The 17,045-nt window shown below is 40.5% G+C and carries 16 protein-coding genes and 1 riboswitch; of the genes, 10 read left to right on the top strand and 6 right to left on the bottom strand.

Going from position 1 to position 17,045, the window contains the following annotated elements:
• Positions 1-13 precede the first annotated feature (13 nt).
• The 8 genes from HMPREF3182_RS00770 to HMPREF3182_RS00735 all read left to right on the top strand — a co-directional run bounded on the left by HMPREF3182_RS00770 (position 14) and on the right by HMPREF3182_RS00735 (position 11,206).
• Positions 14-1,081, top strand: coding sequence for a 3-methyl-2-oxobutanoate dehydrogenase subunit VorB (locus tag HMPREF3182_RS00770; RefSeq protein WP_007392809.1), 1,068 nt, complete (start codon positions 14-16; stop codon positions 1,079-1,081).
• A gap of 1 nt (position 1,082) precedes the next feature.
• Positions 1,083-1,826, top strand: a complete 744-nt coding sequence (locus HMPREF3182_RS00765; RefSeq protein WP_007392813.1) for a thiamine pyrophosphate-dependent enzyme — start codon at positions 1,083-1,085, stop codon at positions 1,824-1,826.
• A 1-nt stretch (position 1,827) separates the two neighbouring features.
• Positions 1,828-2,367, top strand: coding sequence for a 2-oxoacid:acceptor oxidoreductase family protein (locus HMPREF3182_RS00760; protein WP_007392812.1), 540 nt, complete (start codon positions 1,828-1,830; stop codon positions 2,365-2,367).
• Positions 2,368-2,575: 208 nt separating this feature from the next.
• Positions 2,576-3,607: a phosphate acetyltransferase gene (gene pta / locus HMPREF3182_RS00755; protein ID WP_007392810.1), complete on the top strand. Its 1,032-nt coding sequence runs from the start codon at positions 2,576-2,578 to the stop codon at positions 3,605-3,607.
• A 172-nt stretch (positions 3,608-3,779) separates the two neighbouring features.
• Positions 3,780-5,126 (top strand): FAD-dependent oxidoreductase, encoded by a 1,347-nt coding sequence (locus HMPREF3182_RS00750; protein WP_062484933.1) that lies wholly within the window; start codon positions 3,780-3,782, stop codon positions 5,124-5,126.
• A 9-nt stretch (positions 5,127-5,135) separates the two neighbouring features.
• Positions 5,136-5,690, top strand: a complete 555-nt coding sequence (locus HMPREF3182_RS00745) for a beta-class carbonic anhydrase (protein ID WP_062484931.1) — start codon at positions 5,136-5,138, stop codon at positions 5,688-5,690.
• A 15-nt stretch (positions 5,691-5,705) separates the two neighbouring features.
• A complete protein-coding gene (locus HMPREF3182_RS00740) occupies positions 5,706-6,275 on the top strand; it encodes a D-sedoheptulose-7-phosphate isomerase (protein ID WP_062484929.1) in 570 nt (189 codons plus the stop codon).
• Positions 6,276-6,475: 200 nt separating this feature from the next.
• The gene (locus HMPREF3182_RS00735) at positions 6,476-11,206 is read left to right on the top strand and encodes a TonB-dependent receptor plug domain-containing protein (RefSeq protein WP_062484928.1); all 4,731 of its coding nucleotides are present in this window, start codon (positions 6,476-6,478) and stop codon (positions 11,204-11,206) included.
• 115 nt (positions 11,207-11,321) lie between these two features.
• On the opposite strand, the gene HMPREF3182_RS00730 is transcribed toward HMPREF3182_RS00735, so the two are convergent.
• Positions 11,322-11,846 carry a Gx transporter family protein gene (locus HMPREF3182_RS00730; protein ID WP_007392001.1) on the bottom strand — a complete coding sequence of 175 codons (525 nt, stop codon included), beginning with the start codon at positions 11,844-11,846 and terminating at the stop codon, positions 11,322-11,324.
• Positions 11,847-11,858: 12 nt separating this feature from the next.
• Complete coding sequence (locus HMPREF3182_RS00725) at positions 11,859-12,245, bottom strand: NusG domain II-containing protein (protein ID WP_062484926.1); 387 nt, start codon at positions 12,243-12,245, stop codon at positions 11,859-11,861.
• A 320-nt stretch (positions 12,246-12,565) separates the two neighbouring features.
• On the opposite strand from HMPREF3182_RS00725, the gene HMPREF3182_RS00720 reads away from it, so the two are divergent.
• The gene (locus tag HMPREF3182_RS00720; RefSeq protein WP_007391981.1) at positions 12,566-13,123 is read left to right on the top strand and encodes a DUF3793 family protein; all 558 of its coding nucleotides are present in this window, start codon (positions 12,566-12,568) and stop codon (positions 13,121-13,123) included.
• A 14-nt stretch (positions 13,124-13,137) separates the two neighbouring features.
• Positions 13,138-13,551: a flavodoxin gene (locus HMPREF3182_RS00715; RefSeq protein WP_007392000.1), complete on the top strand. Its 414-nt coding sequence runs from the start codon at positions 13,138-13,140 to the stop codon at positions 13,549-13,551.
• Positions 13,552-13,649: 98 nt separating this feature from the next.
• Here HMPREF3182_RS00715 and trxA read toward each other — a convergent pair whose 3' ends face one another.
• From trxA to HMPREF3182_RS00695, 4 genes are all read right to left on the bottom strand, one after another.
• Positions 13,650-13,955, bottom strand: coding sequence for a thioredoxin (trxA, locus tag HMPREF3182_RS00710; RefSeq protein ID WP_007391979.1), 306 nt, complete (start codon positions 13,953-13,955; stop codon positions 13,650-13,652).
• Between the two features lie 120 nt (positions 13,956-14,075).
• Positions 14,076-14,882, bottom strand: coding sequence for a MetQ/NlpA family ABC transporter substrate-binding protein (locus HMPREF3182_RS00705; protein ID WP_036257200.1), 807 nt, complete (start codon positions 14,880-14,882; stop codon positions 14,076-14,078).
• 68 nt (positions 14,883-14,950) lie between these two features.
• A riboswitch (SAM riboswitch) is annotated at positions 14,951-15,054 on the bottom strand.
• Between the two features lie 75 nt (positions 15,055-15,129).
• Positions 15,130-15,558: a hypothetical protein gene (locus HMPREF3182_RS00700; RefSeq protein WP_007391988.1), complete on the bottom strand. Its 429-nt coding sequence runs from the start codon at positions 15,556-15,558 to the stop codon at positions 15,130-15,132.
• A 64-nt stretch (positions 15,559-15,622) separates the two neighbouring features.
• Positions 15,623-16,960 (bottom strand): MFS transporter, encoded by a 1,338-nt coding sequence (locus HMPREF3182_RS00695; protein ID WP_007391996.1) that lies wholly within the window; start codon positions 16,958-16,960, stop codon positions 15,623-15,625.
• Between the last annotated feature and the right edge of the window lie 85 nt (positions 16,961-17,045).

Raw genomic sequence — 17,045 nt, 5'->3', positions numbered from 1 at the left:
GGAGGTATCATTTATGAAAAGAGAAATTTGGAAGGGTAGTGAAGCAATTGCAGAAGCAGCGATTAGAGCTGGCTGTAAAGGTTTTTTTGGCTATCCCATAACACCGCAAAATGAAATTCCTGAATATATGTCTTTTAGAATGGAAGAATCGGGAGGCGTATTTGTGCAGGCGGAATCAGAAGTCGCTGCTATTAATATGGTATATGGAGCTGCGGCAACTGGCGTTCGTTGCATGACTTCTTCCTCTTCACCGGGAATTAGTTTAAAGCAAGAAGGTATTAGCTATATGGCAGGTGCGATGCTTCCCGCTGTTATTGTAAATGTTATGCGTGGAGGCCCTGGATTGGGATCTATTCAACCTTCGCAAGCGGATTATTTTCAAGCTACGCGTGGCGGTGGTAATGGCGATTATCGGACACCCGTTTTAGCACCTTCAAACTTACAGGAAACGGTTGATTTAGTACAAGATGCATTTGATATAGCAGATCAATATAGAATTCCTGTTATGATTTTGGCAGATGGACTTATCGGCCAAATGATGGAACCCATCATTTGGAAGGAACCGAAAAAAAGAGAATTACCCCCAAAAGACTGGGCTGCTAGTGGTAGAGGAAAACGGGATCATAACAATTTCTTAAGCTCTTTGTTAATTGATGCCCAAGATTGTGAAAATCATAACCAAAAAATGTTAGATATTTATAAAAAAATTGAAGAAAATGAATTGCGTTGGGAAGAAATCCAGTTAGAAGATGCGGAAGTTGTGATTGTTGCTTATGGGACACCTGCTCGTATTTCTATTACCGCAGCAGAACAACTACGTGCAAAAGGGATCAAAGCTGGCGTTATTCGTCCAATTACATTATGGCCATTCCCATATAAACAAATTAGAGATGCCGTTTCAAATGATTCGGTAAAACAAGTTTTAGTTGTAGAAATGAGTACGGGCCAAATGTTAGATGACGTGAAAATTGCCGTAGGAGAACAAAAGCCAGTTCATTTTTATGGTCGTTATGGCGGTGTCATTCCTACTGTTTCGGAAATTGCCCAAGCGGTAGAACGAATTGTTCAGGAGGTGAAATAAGATGAAAACGATTTATGCAAAATCAAAAGGATTACAAGATACAGAAATGCATTATTGCCCAGGATGTAGTCATGGGATTGTTCATAAATTAGTGGCAGAAACATTGGAAGAAATGAATGCGATTGAAACAGCTATTGGGGTTTGTCCCGTAGGATGCTCCGTATTTGCGGGAAATTATTTTGCTTGTGATATGATTGAAGCTGCACATGGACGGGCTCCTGCTGTGGCAACAGCAGTTAAGAGAACACATCCGAATGTACCTGTTTTTACCTATCAAGGTGATGGTGATTTGGCTTCTATCGGTGCTGCTGAAATTGTACATGCAGCGATGCGTGGTGAAAAATTTACGACTATTTTCATTAATAATGCGATTTATGGGATGACTGGTGGACAGATGGCACCTACTACCTTGTTAGGACAGCGTGCAACGACAGCTCCTTCGGGACGTACTGAAAAACAAGCGGGAAAGCCGATGCGAGTTTCTGAAATGCTTGCTACGTTAGATGGATTGGTGTATGCAGAACGTGTTTGCGTAACGGATATTCCTAATTTAATGAAAGCGAAAAAAGCGATACAAAAAGCTTTCAAACGGCAAATGAATAATGAAGGATTTACTTTTATTGAAGTGCTTTGCTCTTGTCCGACTAACTGGGGAATGGATATTCAAGAGTCGAATCAATGGTTAAAAGATAATATGGTACCTTATTATCCGCTTGGCGTGATAAAAGATGTGGAGGTGCAATAATATGAAACATGAAGTCATTCTTTCTGGATTTGGTGGCCAAGGCGTAATGTCGATTGGTAAAAATCTCGTTGAAGCAGGTTTAGAAGAAGATTTACAAGTGTCTTGGGTTCCCTCATACGGACCGGAAATGCGTGGAGGGACAGCCAATTGTACGGTTATTATCAGTGACGAACGAATTGGATCGCCGTTGGTAGAAAATCCATCAGAAATAGTGGTTATGAATCGGGCTGCATTAGCTAAATTTGGTCCACAGGTTAAATCTGAAGGCTCTATCTTTATTAATAGTAGTATTGTACCAGATAAAGTAGAACGTACAGACGTGAAAGTGTATTATGTACCTTGTGATGATATTGCAAGAGAATTGGGAAATTCCAAAGTTAGTAATATGGTTATGTTAGGTGCTTATGTAGGTGCAACGAAGGTATTAGAAGTACAAACGATTGAAAATATGATTCATGACATGTTTAAAGGACCAAAGGCAAAATTAATAGGATTAAATATGGAAGCGTTAAAACGAGGATTGGCTTGTGTAGAATCATAACAAATAGAAAAAAAAGGAACGTATGGAATATGCGTTCCTTTTTTTTGTTAAAACAAAGGTGACTATAATATTAAGGTATGCTTATCATGAAAAATAATTAGATAGAATATAGCTTTTATTTGAGTAATGTTTGTATTATAATGTATAGAGATTTAAGATATATTAAAATTCTTTTTTAGTATAATCCGATCTAAGGAGTGATAAAAAAATGAGATTTACTGAAGATTTAAAAGCCCGTGTAGCAAAGGCTCAAAAAAAGATTGTTTTACCAGAAACCAATAGTCGTCGTGTATTAAAAGCGGCAGAACGTGTGTTGGCTGATGGCTTTGCTAAAATTGTTTTAATTGGGAAATTAGACAAAATTAAAAAAGATGCTTCTAAATTTCAGATTGATTTAACTGGTGTGGAAGTTATTGATCCGGAAACGTATTATCGTATGGATGAATTGTGTGAATATTTTGCAGAACGCCGTAAATCAAAGGGCATGACAACGGAACAAGCTCGGGAAATTATGGTAAATAATTACACCTTTTTTGCTGCTGGCTTAGTTGCATTGGGCGATGCAGATGGTGTTGTATCTGGGGCAGCAACTACATCTGCTGATGTTATTCGAGCAGGCTTGCAGGTTATTGGTCCTCGTCCTGGTAATAAAACCGTATCTTCGGCTTTTATTTTGTTGACGAATACACCACAATATGGTGATAATGGTATTCTTGTATTGGGTGATTGTGGTGTTATTCCAAATCCAACGGCTGAACAGTTAGCCGATATTGCTTGCATTTGCGTACAACGTGCACGCCGTACCGTACAAATGTTAAATCCAAAAGTAGCCTTACTTTCATATTCTACGAAAGGCTCAGGTTCAGGTGGAACGGTGGATACAGTTCGTGAAGCCGTGGAAATTTTGAAACAGCGTAATGTAGATTTTGATTTTGATGGTGAATTGCAAGCTGATGCAGCATTAGTTCCAGATGTAGGAGAACACAAAGCACCTGGTTCTAAAGTAGCAGGACATGCGAATGTTCTCATCTTCCCAACACTGGATGCTGCTAATATTGGGTATAAAATGGTACAGCGGTTTGCTAATGCAACGGCTTTAGGACCATTGGTTCAGGGATTAGCTAAACCTGTTTTGGATCTTTCTCGTGGATGCTCTTCCGAAGATGTAGCTGATGTTGTTGCTGTATGCTGCTCGGATGCAATTACGAATGATCGTTATAAAGAAGAAGAAGGAAACTAATAAAATAAAAAAAGCTTTCTGGCAACAGAAAGCTTTTTTTATTTTATTAGTATATATTGAAGAGATTTATTTGACCCACATAGTAGGAATATATATAATAAAGGATATGATGTTCGTATAGATGTAAGCTAATAAAATGGTGGCTAACGATATAAGAAAGGCGGAGTAAAGCATGTCTGAAGAAAACAATCGGTTAACTTCATTTTATCAAGAACCGATACGCGATAGGGATTTTACACCAGAAGAGGCAGCGGTTGAAGCAACACGATGTCTTCACTGTAAAGTACCATTATGCCGGCGTGGTTGCCCTATTGGCAATGATATTCCTAAATTTATTCAGGCATTAGCTAGTGGAGATATTCCGCAAGCGATAGGGTATATTTATAATCATAGTGATTTACCAGCTATTTGTGGGCGTGTGTGTCCGCGTGAAAATCAATGTGAAGGCTCATGTGTGTGGAGTCGGAAGGGAAAACCAATTGAAATTGGTAAATTAGAACGGTTTATTGCTGATCGAGCATTTGAAATGGGTGTTACTCCTTTCCATGTTAGTAAGGGAAGTGCTGGTAAAGTTGCTATTTTAGGCAGTGGTCCCTCAGGCTTAGCTGTAGCACGTAATTTATTGCTTCTTGATTATGAGGTGATTATTTTTGAGGCAAAAGACTGTCCGGGGGGGATGTTGACTTATGGCATTCCTACTTTTCGGTTACATAAAGATGTGGTACAACGAGAAGCGGATGCGTTAACTCGTATGGGGGCTCATTGGCAATACGGCGTTAAGATAGGGGTAGATAAATCGTTGCAATCCTTATGGGAAGATGGGTTTGAAGCCGTGTTTATTGGCTTTGGTACTGCTGATGAGTGGAATTTAGGTATTACGAATGAACAATGTCAAGGAGTACTTGGTGCGGCGGCTTTTTTAAAACAAGTGGAAGATGTACAACTAGGAAAAGTTCCATTATCGTCAGTGCCTGTATATAAAGGGGATCGAGTGGCTGTTATTGGTGCAGGTAATGTTGCTATTGATGCGGCTCGTACAGCGATTCGCTTGGGGGCAGACGTTACGATTGTATATCGACGAGCAGAGAAAAACATGAAATGTTTACCTTCTGAGTATGAAGAAGCGAAATTAGATGGTGTACAATTTACTTTTTATGCAGCACCTAAAGCGGTTATTGGAACTGATAAAGTAACGGGATTACAATATGAGAAACAGCAGATCTTAGAAGATGCGACAATGGTGCCAACAGGAGATATGGTAACCATTGAAGTTGATAAAATTATTGGTGCTATTGGCAATAAACCTGAATTGGACGTAATACGTTCATTTTCTTTAGCTATTAACCCAGATGGATATATTGTTACTAGTAAGAAACCGTACGGGATGACTAGTTGCGAAGGAGTGTTTGCCGCGGGTGACATTGTACATAAACCAGCAACGGTAGTATTAGCTATGCGAGAAGGACGAAAAGTAGCACGTGGCATAGATGCGTATATTCGGGAAAAAAATAAAAAATAGGAGGGGCAAATGGCGACCGTATTAGACTCAATAAAAGAAGCAAATACAGAATTTTTAAAAGTGATGAGATCACAAGGGGGACTTCCTCAAATTGATAAACAACCATCCAAACATGTGGCAATTATTTCTTGTATGGATACGCGTTTGTTATATATATTAGAACCTGCATTGGGGCTTATGCGAGGTTCGGCAGTGATGATTAAAATTGCGGGCAGCCGGATTACGGAATCTTTTGATAGTGCTATCGGTAGCTTATTAGTCGCTGTATATGAATTAGGTGTAACAGAAATCATTGTCATTACGCATGAAGATTGTGGAATGGCACATACCACGGCTTCTTCGTTATGTGAAAAAATGAAACAAGCGGGAGTTGCACAACAAGACATTGATGCGATAAAACCGCAGTTAGAAGGATGGACGTTGCCTGAGTCAGATGCTACGGTAGCACTTAACGATATAGTTGAACGATTGAAACAGAATCCTTATTTACCAAAGACACTTACCATTCATGGATGTACGATGAATCCGAATAATGGTAAAATCCATTTTCTTGAAAATAAATAATAAAAGGAGATTATCATGTCAATTATAGAGGAACGTATGGCTGAACATAAGGCCGTATTAGAGAAAACCTTTTCTGTCATACCACAAATTGAACAAGCGAGTAAGATTATGTGTGATGCCGTTTCGCAAAGAAAAAAAATTGTCTTTTTTGGTAACGGCGGAAGTGCGGCGGATGCACAACATTTAGCAGCAGAACTTATGGGACGGTTTCAGAAAGAACGAGAACCGTATCCAGCATTAGCATTGACAGTAGATACTTCCGTATTAACTGCAATTGGCAATGATTATGGCTATGATGTGGTATTTGCTCGACAAGTTAGAGGGATTGGCAATGAAGGTGATGTTGCAATTGGATTTTCGACTTCTGGATCGAGTAAAAATGTAGTGGCTGCATTAGCTGTAGCAAAGAAAATGGGCATGAAAGTGATTGGGTTTACTGGTGAAAACAGTGGTAAGATGGCTCCTTTTTGTGATGTATGTATCAGCGTACCAGCCACTGTTACGGCACGTATACAAGAAATGCATATTATGATTGGTCATATTTTATGTGAAATAGTAGAGCAGTCGCTGATAGAAAATAATTAATGTATCGTGAAAAGGGATAACCCCCTTCTTAGAAGTTTCTAAGAAGGGGGTTATTGTTTGTTTTATGGGAGGTATGTATAAAATATTACACATAATTTTAATATATAATATCATTTGTGATAATATAAATATTGATAAAGTAAATTAATTTATAATATATTTTTTAATATAAATAGATTGTAATGAAAGAGGAGGATTGTATGAAGAAAAAATGTGATATATCGCGTACAATACTATTGTCTAGTGCCATTTTAACATGGTTGACAATTCCGGGGGCAGTCGGCGCCACGGCAGCCGTGACGACCGGGAATGTCCATGTACGGGCAAATGCGGTACAAGAAAATGCTAAGAATGATTCACAAAGTATCAGTGTCATTACGAAAGCGGATATCAATGAAATTCGCGCTAAATCGGCGGAAGATGTGGTATTCCGACAAACCGGGGTGCTGCGAACGGTAGATGCCATGGGGAATGTGGGCGTATCCATTCGCGGCGCGGAACCGCGGCATACGTTGATCGTCGTGGACGGACAACCGGTAATGGGATATTTATCAAAATACAGAGGCGCCGGGGATGCGTTGCTGCGTATGGGCGCGGAAAATATTGATCATATGGAAATCGTGCGCGGCGCTTCGTCGGCAAAATATGGCGCCGATGCCATCGGCGGCGTGATTGATGTCCATACGAAACAGCCGTCGTCCAAGGCGGGTGCGGAATTGGGCATGGAATTTCGCTATCGCAAGGATTTTCGCGGCACCTCTTTGCCGATGAATTACTATTTTCGCGGCGATACGGGTCGGGTCGGTAAACTGAAGGTGGCCGTTACCGCATCCAAACGGGATATCGACCCGATTAATTCGCAGGACCGGGTATATACAAAAGGCGTCAACTGGTATAATGATTTTCAACCGTCGTTACGTTATTACGGCGAAATAAAAAATGCCGGTATACAAGGAGAATATGCCGTCAATAATCGGCAGAAACTATCCTTTCAAACCATGACGGAACGGGAATACCTGGAACGGCGGAATAAATCGGTCGATCCGCGGGCTGCGTTAGGGTCTTTTTTGGAACCGATGCAGATTTTTAAACGCGTACGACAAGGCGATACGAACCGGATTATGTGGGAAGGCCGGAACGGCCGCACGGATTGGCGCTTGCAGACGTCGTACGGGAAGGTAAAGGAACAGGATATTACTTTGCTCACCTATTACGACAAAGGGAGTGACGAATACGGCGGTTGTAATGATTTGGGCGGTGTCGATTGGCTCAAACAGAACCGTTGGGCCGTCGATGTTACGGCGAATACGGCGCTCAATGATCGGCATATCCTTTCTTACGGTTTGGGGTACAGTCGCGAAACGGGAGAAGGTTCGCGCCTGAAAAGGGCACCGCATACCCGCGTAGAAACCATTGATCCCTGGGATTATGATAAATCGCTTTGGGTAGCGGATAATACAGCGATGAAAGATGATAAGCCCCATTCACATGTTCATAATTATGCGTTGAAAGAAACCGCAAACGGGTTCATTTGGGATAAGAATAGAGAATATTACGGGACATCGGAATTGCCGCCAATTACGTATGAAGAGGCAAAAACAATGGCCCTTTCTTTATTGATGGGAGCACCTGCATCTCCGGATCTTGCCGCTCGGTATGCGAAGTTTAAAACAATATTGGAAAAAGAGAATTCGCCGGCGCTTATCGGGAAAGATATGTATCATTCCGCCATGTCTCCTTTGGTGTATTTCGGTACTTTAAAGGAGTTCCCCGGTATGGTGCCTCCGGATTTTCCGCAAGATTTACGATATAAAGGAAAGCTTTACGGAGAAGAGTTTAAGGAACGACAAAATCAACTTCTTATAGGAAAAGCGTCTATTAATAAGAAATATGCGTACTTGCAGGATACGTGGCAGATATCGGATCGGCTGCGCGTAAGCCCCATTCTTCGTTTGGATCACAGCAACTTGTTCGGAAATCATGTGACGTTTAATTTAGGCGGCGTTTATACCGTCGGCAACAACCGACGCCTTAAAATGAATGTCGGTACGGGCTATGCCGAACCGGGATTGGCTGAGCTGTATTACAGCTGGCAAATGTTCGGCGGTGCGGGCGAAGCCCATCCCGGCTGGTATTGGTTGGGAAACCCGCAGTTACAGCCGGAAAAATCATTTAATATCGATGTATCGTTGGAAGGGGAAAATAAAAACACGTATGCGCGGATCGGCATTTTCCACAATCATATTCGGGATTATTTGGCACCGTATTTTACGGGACAATATATTGACTTTGACTTTATTGCGGCTGCCGACCGTCGCCCCATTTCTATCGATCGCATTTATCGTTTCCGCAACATCGGCAGCGCCGATATTACCGGCGTGGAAGCGGAAGTACGTCATCAATTTACGCCGGCCTGGAGCATAAAAGCGGGGTATACGTATTTACATGCCGTTAATAATTCGGAAAGCGATTTGCCGAAGCGGTTGACGGACAGACCCGTCCATAAGGTGGACCTTTCGGTGACGTATAACAACCGCAAGAAGGGGATTCGGGCGACCGTATGGAGCGATTATTATATTCGCATGTTGGACAGTAATTCCGGCTATGTGCAGGATCCCTATAAAAAAGATAAGAACGGCAATTATATTAAGCAGCAAGCGAAATATAAAGAAAAGACGTTCGGCCTTTGGAATATGTTGGTAGAAAAACAAATCAACAAGGATACTGCCGTATACTTGGGCATTGATAATCTCTTTAATCATCACGATGATGAACGGGCCTATCAGGAACGTTCGTACCGCTTGGGGATGCATATGAAATTGGCGGATATAGCGGCGCCGTTTACTGACGGTGCTCAGTCTTGGGGGCAATGGTCCGGGGAACCGCAGCCGTTTATTTCCCGGTATGCTTTTGCCTCGTCCGCGCCGCGGCATCTCTCGCTTTGGGGGGAATACGATGTTCGCAGCGAATCGTTTACCGGGGAAAACAAGGCGAATATGCGGCTGACGAAAGAAACGGCGGCGACGGCGGACGCGGCTCGCAATAATGCGGACGCTTCGTTCCATGGCAGCCGGCAACGGTTGCGGTTGGGACTGGCGTATGCGCTTACTAAGCACGTGGAAGTGAAGGCCGTAGGACGTATGGGTGCAGAGGATACGTCGCGGGAAGCGGGATCGCGGGGACTGACGCCGGCCCGTTTGGAAACGGCGGAAGTGAATATAAAACATCCCGCTTGGGACTATACGATCGGACGGATACACGAAAAGATGGGCGTCACCGGCTATTGGTTTAATAAAGAGTACGACGGTGTGCGGCTGGTGTATACGGATGCCGCACATGGGTGGCAGACCCGCCTGGGCTACGGTGATTTCAGCCGTACAACGGGGCACGTAGACAGTGCGTACAATCATAAAGAACATGGAGTTATTCATCGGGCGCCGACGATAAATGAATTATTCGGGGTTTATGCCGCTGATGATGGTATTCATTCGGTACCGATGATTTATCCTATGAAATATGATCCTAACGGTAAATATAATTATCGGGAAAAATTTAATCATGCCGGAGAAATACAAAATGAAAAAGGGGAATGGATACGAGATCCCAAGCTTTCGGATGTGGAAATTGCCCGCAGAAAACTGCAGGTGGCACAAGAATGGTTGCAAATTGTGAAGAAAGTGGATTATCCGGATGCGGATACATTGAGGCAGAAAGCGAAAAGTGAAGGAAAAATGTATCGTTCGGCGTATGACGAAATTATTGACAAGATGACGCAGCGGAAAGAGTTGGACATTTATTATGGAGATGCACAAGTACGACTTCCGGACGGTACCATTGAAGATTGGTATGCGCATGAAGAGAACAGAGAGAAAAAAAGAAATGAAAAAGATGCGTGGTGGGTACAACGATATGGGAATGCAGTGGTACGCGATGCCGTGAGGAAGGAAGTACTTAAAGTTCCGGATCGGAATTTTAGTCCGGAAGAGCGGTTAGAAGAAAAAAATATTCGCCTCATGATGAGTGATTATTATGATCGTATCGTTGATCACTATAAAAATGAGAAACAAACGGGCTTTCAGTTTATAAATGCCCGCACAGGAAAAGTATTAACACGAGAACAGCAAATAGATAAATTTTTTGCCGGGTTTGTAGGTAATCATATGTTTGTTTATGACGATACGTCGCCGGGACATGCCGAACCTAATGTCGGGGATTTTGTAAGTAGCGTGTTTTATAATATGCTTGGTGATATGTATGATCCTAATCATGGAACCCCGGTGCCTTTGTACGGTGCTCCTAAATCAATTACGCAAGAAGGGTATTTGTTAGCGCAGGATAAGATTCCCGCCATGGAAAGAGCTGGGTATATTCAATTGAAGAAGCAGGTCACGCCGACAGTAGGGTTGGAAGTATGGCATGTACGCTCGTTAGGGGATAAGAAGTCCATTCATGGAACCGATATGAAAGTGGCGAATGTGGTTGCTGCGGGCATACAGGCTAAGGTGGGCAAGTATGCGCAACTTTCCGCCGAATATGGGGTGAATTTCTCTTCGTTGGGTAAATATTTCCACGGCGGTCATACGTACGGTGTGCCTACCGACACGGGAACGGCTCCCGCTTTCGGCGTAGTACGGCTGGATATAGGCCGGGCGGATACGGAACGCCGGGGCAGTTGGCAGGCTTATCTTGATTATAAGGCGTTTGCTCATGGTGCTTTCTTTGGTGGCACGGGAGCAGATGTACCGGATCGTTATTTAGATGGTATTCGTTCGTTTACTTTCGGTTTCAGTTATGTGCCGAGAAAGAAGATGTTGTTGCAAGGGTTCTATACGTTTGGCGCCAAAGGGTTGCAACAACGGGATACGCTGTATACGCCGGAAAATTTCTCTTTAGGAGATTATGTGCGATTATCTGTAACCTATCGATTGTAGATGAATACGGTGTGCAGGTTTCTTAGGTATTAGGTGTATATTGATTTTGTGTTTGTAATAAAAAGAATGCTGACCCATATGGGTTAGCATTCTTTTTATTATATATAACAAATAGTTAAGATAAGGTATGAAGGCGCTTTATTAAGGGCAATTTTTTTATATGTTGTAGGGTAAAAGTTGCGATGATACCGAGGAGAATGCCGGTACCAGCACCAGCAAGTGATAAAACGGGTAAATAGAGAAAAATATGAATGTTTTCTACGATACAAGCCGCTACAATGACTTGACCCACGTTATGAAATATTCCTCCAGCTGCACTAATACCGAATAGTGAAAAAAGGCGAGTTTTTTGTAAGAGTAGCATACTGAGAAGACTACATACGCCACCGGCAATACTATATAATAAGGTGTTTATTCCACCCGCAAAAGCTGCGGATAAAATAATTCGTAATAGGACGATAAAAAAGACATCTTTTTTTCGAGGTAAGGAATATAAAGCGATGATTGTAATTAAGTTGGCTAAGCCTAATTTTGCACCAGGTGCGATAAAGGGGATAGGGATAAAACCTTCAATGATGTATAAAACTAATGATTGTGCGACAAATATTCCTAGTAAAATAATGCGAAAGGTATTGTTCATAGATAATCACCTCTAATGTGCAGGAATAATATCGGGAGTGGTGGCTTGATCTGATTTGATTTCAATTAATACCCGATGAGGTAAGCAAACAGTGGTTGAGCCTACTTGAGAAATAAAGCCTTGATGGACACATAATTTATCAGGGCAATTAGCATTGGTAATGCCGATTGATTCATTTTTTACGACAACCGTATTATAGCCTTTGGATGTATGGATAGTAAATAGAAAGGTTCCTTTATGACCCGTTAGGGGAATGGTTTTATAAATGGCTCCATCTACATGGATGACCGCATGCGTGCGTACAGGATGGGTCGTTTTTTGTAATACGAATATTCCTTCCGGAATGAGTGATAACAAAAGTAAGGTAATAATTAGAATAACATCCCATTTTTTTGGCATAACAAACTCCTTTTAGTAGGTAGATACAGCGTATAGGTGTACTTTTAAATAAGATATATAATCAATAATAGCATTATATGTTTTTATTATACTTGATTCCATTTTGGAAAATCTACCCTTATTAGGAAGGGAGAAGAAAAAATAAGCATGTAAACAAAGGTATTATATGTAAAATATTTTTAATATAGAGAAATAAAACTTATTTTATTTAGCGTGATTGACTGAATTAGAGGGAATATTTTTTTTGCAAGATACCATGTATTGACAATGATTTACATTATTGGTATATTATCTTTAGGTCATGAGAGGAGAGAAAGTATATGGAATTAGATAATTTCTTCATTTCTTATTGTTCTGCGACCTTAGCAGGATTAAAAATGGGTACTTTATTGTGTCTCCCCTGTTGTCCTAAAGAAAAGGATTATACCGCTATCATTGAGCAGTATAATCTAAAATTCAATGAAAAACAACTTCATTTTAAGATTTTGTTTGGTTGTCCACAACGCACGTTGTTATATGTATATAGACCATGTATGGTACAGCAGCATTTGCAAGAAAACGCAGTTCAATGTTTTTTGCAAGCTTATGGGTATACTCCAGGTATTCCCTTAGCAGATATGTTGGAGCATTTGTCAGAACGGTTTGCTGTAGGTGATTGTTTTCCTCATGAATTAGGCTTGTTTCTAGGCTATCCTTTAGATGATGTTTGTGGTTTTATTCAACACAGAGGTTGTCATGCTAAATTATGTGGAGAATGGAAAGTTTATGGTGATACGGAAAAGGCAATGCAACTGTTCCGTAAGTTTGAATGTTGTCGTCGAACCTATAGTAGGCAGCTTGCTGTGGGGACATCATTAGAATCGCTCATTGTAGCGTAAGGAGGAATTTTGTTATGGTAGAAATCGTATATTGGAGTGGCACTGGTAACACGGAAGCAATGGCCCAAGAAATTGAAGCAGCAGCAAAAGCAGCAGGTGCAGAAGTTGAATCAGTTTTGTTTGATGACACGGATGTTGATACCGTAGCATCTAAAGATGTTATCTTATTAGGCTGCCCTGCAATGGGAGCAGAAGAATTAGAAGAAACTGTAGTAGAACCGTTTGTTGCTGATTTATTACCTAAATTAAGCGGTAAAAAAGTAGGCTTATTTGGCTCTTATGGCTGGGGTACTGGCGAATGGATGGATGCATGGGAACAACGTGTAAAAGATGCAGGTGCTACGGTTATCGGTACAGCTATTGTTAATGAAACACCGAATAATTCAGAAGAATGCGAAGCATTGGGCAAAGCTGCTGCACAAGCATAATAAATAGCGTTGAAAATGGTTGATTCATACCTCTCTAACACATATATATAAAAAGAAACAGTATCTTTTCGATACTGTTTCTTTTTTTTATTTCTTTTTTATAATAGTGATTCTAAGTATTCTTTTGTTTGATCTCCGATTGTGGTATGTTGTATAGACCCATCTTTTACAAATAATAACGTGGGAATTACATTCACTTCATATCGCATTGCCAAGGCGGGTTGCTCATCTACATTTACTTTTACTAGCGTAACTTCAGGATGATCCGCTATGATAGATTCTACAATGGGGAGCATGGTGGTACAATGACCACACCAGGTAGCCCAAAAGTCAACAATCACGGAGCCTTTGCTTTGTAAAACAAGTTGATCAAAATTTTCTGTTGTAGCATTTATAATGTTCATCCTATTCACTCCTTATCTATCGATCATTAACAGCTATTATGTTGTTAATGTAATTAGTATATCATAAAAGTGAACGTTTGTCTTTTTTTGAATGGCATTGATTATACTTGTATAGATTGATTAAAAAGCGGGGAGAACAGCACCTTTGAACTGATTGTTGATAAATTTACGAATTGGTTCAGATTGATAAATTGAAACAATCTTTTTATAGGTTTCGTTTGTTTCATCGCCCGTATGAACGGCAAATACATTTGCATAGGGAGAATCTTTACTTTCTATGAGGAGTGAATCTTTTTGTGGATTTAATCCAGCTGGAATAGCATAGTTTGTATTAATGCAAGCAATACCTGTGTCATCGAGGGAACGAGGAATTTGTGCTGCGTCTAATTCAATAAATTTTAAATTTTTCGGATTTTTCACAACATCCCGTACAGAAGCGGATATATCATTCCCATTTTTTAAGGTAATTAAGCCTGCTTTTTGTAATAGTAATAAAGCACGTGCACCGTTTGTTGGATCATTAGGTATAGCAACTTTTGTTCCAGGAGCTATATCGGCTATCTTTTTATAAGTGTGAGAATAGACGGCCATGGGTAAAATGATGGTCTTGCCAATAGAAACAAGGGGAAGTCCTTCTTTTTTGATGACATTATTTAAATATGGTTGATGTTGCATAGAGTTCATATTAATATCTTTTTCGGCTAAAGCTTTATTCGGTTGTACATAGTCATTAAATTCTACGACTTTGATTTTAATGCCTTGCTTTGCAGCTTCTTTTACGACTTCGTCCATTACTTCTGCTTGCGGACCGGCCGTAACGCCAATACTTACTTCGTTGGTTGAGGTGGTTTGAGATCCACAACCAGCTGCTAATAAGCAAGCGGCAATTAAAATAGTAGAGGCAATTTTTTGAATAAGTTTGTTCATAAAATCAAATCCTTTCGCATAAAATGAATAACAAAAAACCGTCATACAGATGACGGTTTTTTGTTATTCGTTCATCTGCCGGTATACACCGTAGGAATTAGCACCTATCCCGTTGGAAAGGGGGGTTGCTGCAGTTTCATCGGGCCAATCCCTCAACTGCTCTTGATGAAAAGACGGTATGCTTTTGTTGTTTTGTATCTTATCATAGGTTTGTGATAAGGTCAATTTATAAATTTATACAAATTAGTTACAATTTCAAGTCAACGACAGCAGAAACTCCAACGCCATCAACACGGCTGAGATTCGTTATATTAGTACTAGCTAATGGAATATAGGTATTAGCACGAGCAATTCCATTTATGCTAGCCTCTAGTTGACCTACGGCCTTTACTTTTTGTACTTGCTTTTGGGGACCAATTACTTGAACTGCACCAATATAGTTGCCCGTACCGACACTGAGGACAGGAACTACTTTGGTGGCATAATTGGTGCCAGCACCGGTTTTAATTAATACATTATTTAGGACGGTATTTATTTGTTCGCCGTAGCGATTTACCAGAACGGAAACACCGCCTAATTTTAAAAGGGAACCAAAATTAAAAGCTTGTGTAGTAGCGATACCACTACAAGTGATAACGGATAATGCAATTGCTCCAGTTATTAATTGTTTTTTCATTGGAGATCTCCTTTCTGATGAATATATAGTAATAGTATATCAAAAAAAGAGAAAAAAGTAAGTGTTATCTTTTAACTAATACGTACATGGAGATAATGGTTCCCAATAGTGATAATCCTGCAAATAGGATATATAAGAGATGTAGTGCTGCGGATAAGACAAGGGCGTTATTAGTGGTCTGTAAGGCAAAACCTGCTAATATATACGTTACGAGAGCGAGACTGAGCGATTGCCCTACGGTTCTTGATAATGCTAAGGTACTAGCAGCTAGACTGTGGTGTTCATGTGATACGGCTTGCATAATCGCTTTGTTATTAGGAGCCCCAAAAAGGGCGGAGCCAGCACCTGTAAAGCAGAGAAAAATAATAATTAAAGGGATAGAGCATTGAGGAATAAAGGCGAAACCAAGTAATCCTAGTGTTGATAATATCATACCTAATGTTGATATGATAAGGCATCCGTATTTATCAGAAGCGATTCCTGCTGGCGTAGAGAAGAGGCTCATTAATAAAGGTTGAATAAGTAAAATTAGTCCAGTTGTTGAGGGGGAAATATCGTGTATCAGTTGTAAATACAAGGAGAGGAGAAACGTTAAGCCATAAGTAGCACTATATTGGATAAAGGCGGTAATATTGGCAAAAGAAAATTGTTTGTTTTTAAATAGAAAGAGTGGTAATAGGGGATGTTTGGATCGATATTCGTGTAGAATAAAAGCAATAAGGAGAAAAAATCCCAGAGGAAGATAATAGGGATGGGACGCATATAGAGATAAACCGCCTAAAAAGAACAATAATCCTAGAACGACAAGGAGTGTACTTATGGCATTTACAAAAGGTGCTGTGGGAGAATACCATTCACGATGAACGGGTAACATGACAATATAAGCACCTAATGAAAATAAGGCAGCAAAGATAAATACATATCTCCAACCAATAGTATCGGCAATTAATCCACCGATAACAGGGCCTAGGGCTAGTCCTAAATAGGTCATGGATACACATGCCCCTAAATATTTTCCGTGTTCACGGAAAGGAATATTGGCTAATAATAAGGGAATGTAGGATACAAAAATTCCAGCTAAGGCAATTCCTTGACCAATACAACAACATAGCAAAAACGCTAGGTTAGGGGTAAATGCAGCAAGGGCTGATGTTAATGCATACATCAGCAGGGAATGCGTATAGAGCCGTTGTCTACCATATAGATCGGATAATCGACCTAAGGGGAGTAAAAGGGCAGCAGAAGGGATTAAAATTGCTGCTAAAATCCAGCTTACTTGTTCGGTCTCAATGTGTAAACAAATGCCTATAATGGGGGCGACAACTGTTAATGCAGTAGTTACTAATGAACCAGAAAAACTAATCATTCGTATGGATAAAAATATACGTTTTTCTTCACTCATGGTACCCCACCTCCACTATATATCTTTTTTTTAGTATAACAAATTTACCGTTACAAATAAAATAAAATTGTAATAAAATAAACAA

The organism is Megasphaera hutchinsoni (assembly GCF_001553405.1).
GTDB lineage: Bacteria > Bacillota > Negativicutes > Veillonellales > Megasphaeraceae > Megasphaera > Megasphaera hutchinsoni.
The sequence above is the reverse complement of the archived record's forward strand: the minus strand, read 5'-3'. Positions and strand labels throughout refer to the sequence as shown.

What these genes read in the sequence shown, in the direction of transcription:
- HMPREF3182_RS00770 (WP_007392809.1), top strand. Translation starts at nt 14, where the DNA reads ATGAAAAGAGAAATTTGGAAGGGTAGTGAAGCAATTGCAGAAGCAGCG.
- HMPREF3182_RS00765 (WP_007392813.1), top strand. Translation starts at nt 1,083, where the DNA reads ATGAAAACGATTTATGCAAAATCAAAAGGATTACAAGATACAGAAATG.
- HMPREF3182_RS00760 (WP_007392812.1), top strand. Translation starts at nt 1,828, where the DNA reads ATGAAACATGAAGTCATTCTTTCTGGATTTGGTGGCCAAGGCGTAATG.
- pta (WP_007392810.1), top strand. Translation starts at nt 2,576, where the DNA reads ATGAGATTTACTGAAGATTTAAAAGCCCGTGTAGCAAAGGCTCAAAAA.
- HMPREF3182_RS00750 (WP_062484933.1), top strand. Translation starts at nt 3,780, where the DNA reads ATGTCTGAAGAAAACAATCGGTTAACTTCATTTTATCAAGAACCGATA.
- HMPREF3182_RS00745 (WP_062484931.1), top strand. Translation starts at nt 5,136, where the DNA reads ATGGCGACCGTATTAGACTCAATAAAAGAAGCAAATACAGAATTTTTA.
- HMPREF3182_RS00740 (WP_062484929.1), top strand. Translation starts at nt 5,706, where the DNA reads ATGTCAATTATAGAGGAACGTATGGCTGAACATAAGGCCGTATTAGAG.
- HMPREF3182_RS00735 (WP_062484928.1), top strand. Translation starts at nt 6,476, where the DNA reads ATGAAGAAAAAATGTGATATATCGCGTACAATACTATTGTCTAGTGCC.
- HMPREF3182_RS00730 (WP_007392001.1), bottom strand. Translation starts at nt 11,846, where the DNA reads ATGAACAATACCTTTCGCATTATTTTACTAGGAATATTTGTCGCACAA.
- HMPREF3182_RS00725 (WP_062484926.1), bottom strand. Translation starts at nt 12,245, where the DNA reads ATGCCAAAAAAATGGGATGTTATTCTAATTATTACCTTACTTTTGTTA.
- HMPREF3182_RS00720 (WP_007391981.1), top strand. Translation starts at nt 12,566, where the DNA reads ATGGAATTAGATAATTTCTTCATTTCTTATTGTTCTGCGACCTTAGCA.
- HMPREF3182_RS00715 (WP_007392000.1), top strand. Translation starts at nt 13,138, where the DNA reads ATGGTAGAAATCGTATATTGGAGTGGCACTGGTAACACGGAAGCAATG.
- trxA (WP_007391979.1), bottom strand. Translation starts at nt 13,955, where the DNA reads ATGAACATTATAAATGCTACAACAGAAAATTTTGATCAACTTGTTTTA.
- HMPREF3182_RS00705 (WP_036257200.1), bottom strand. Translation starts at nt 14,882, where the DNA reads ATGAACAAACTTATTCAAAAAATTGCCTCTACTATTTTAATTGCCGCT.
- HMPREF3182_RS00700 (WP_007391988.1), bottom strand. Translation starts at nt 15,558, where the DNA reads ATGAAAAAACAATTAATAACTGGAGCAATTGCATTATCCGTTATCACT.
- HMPREF3182_RS00695 (WP_007391996.1), bottom strand. Translation starts at nt 16,960, where the DNA reads ATGAGTGAAGAAAAACGTATATTTTTATCCATACGAATGATTAGTTTT.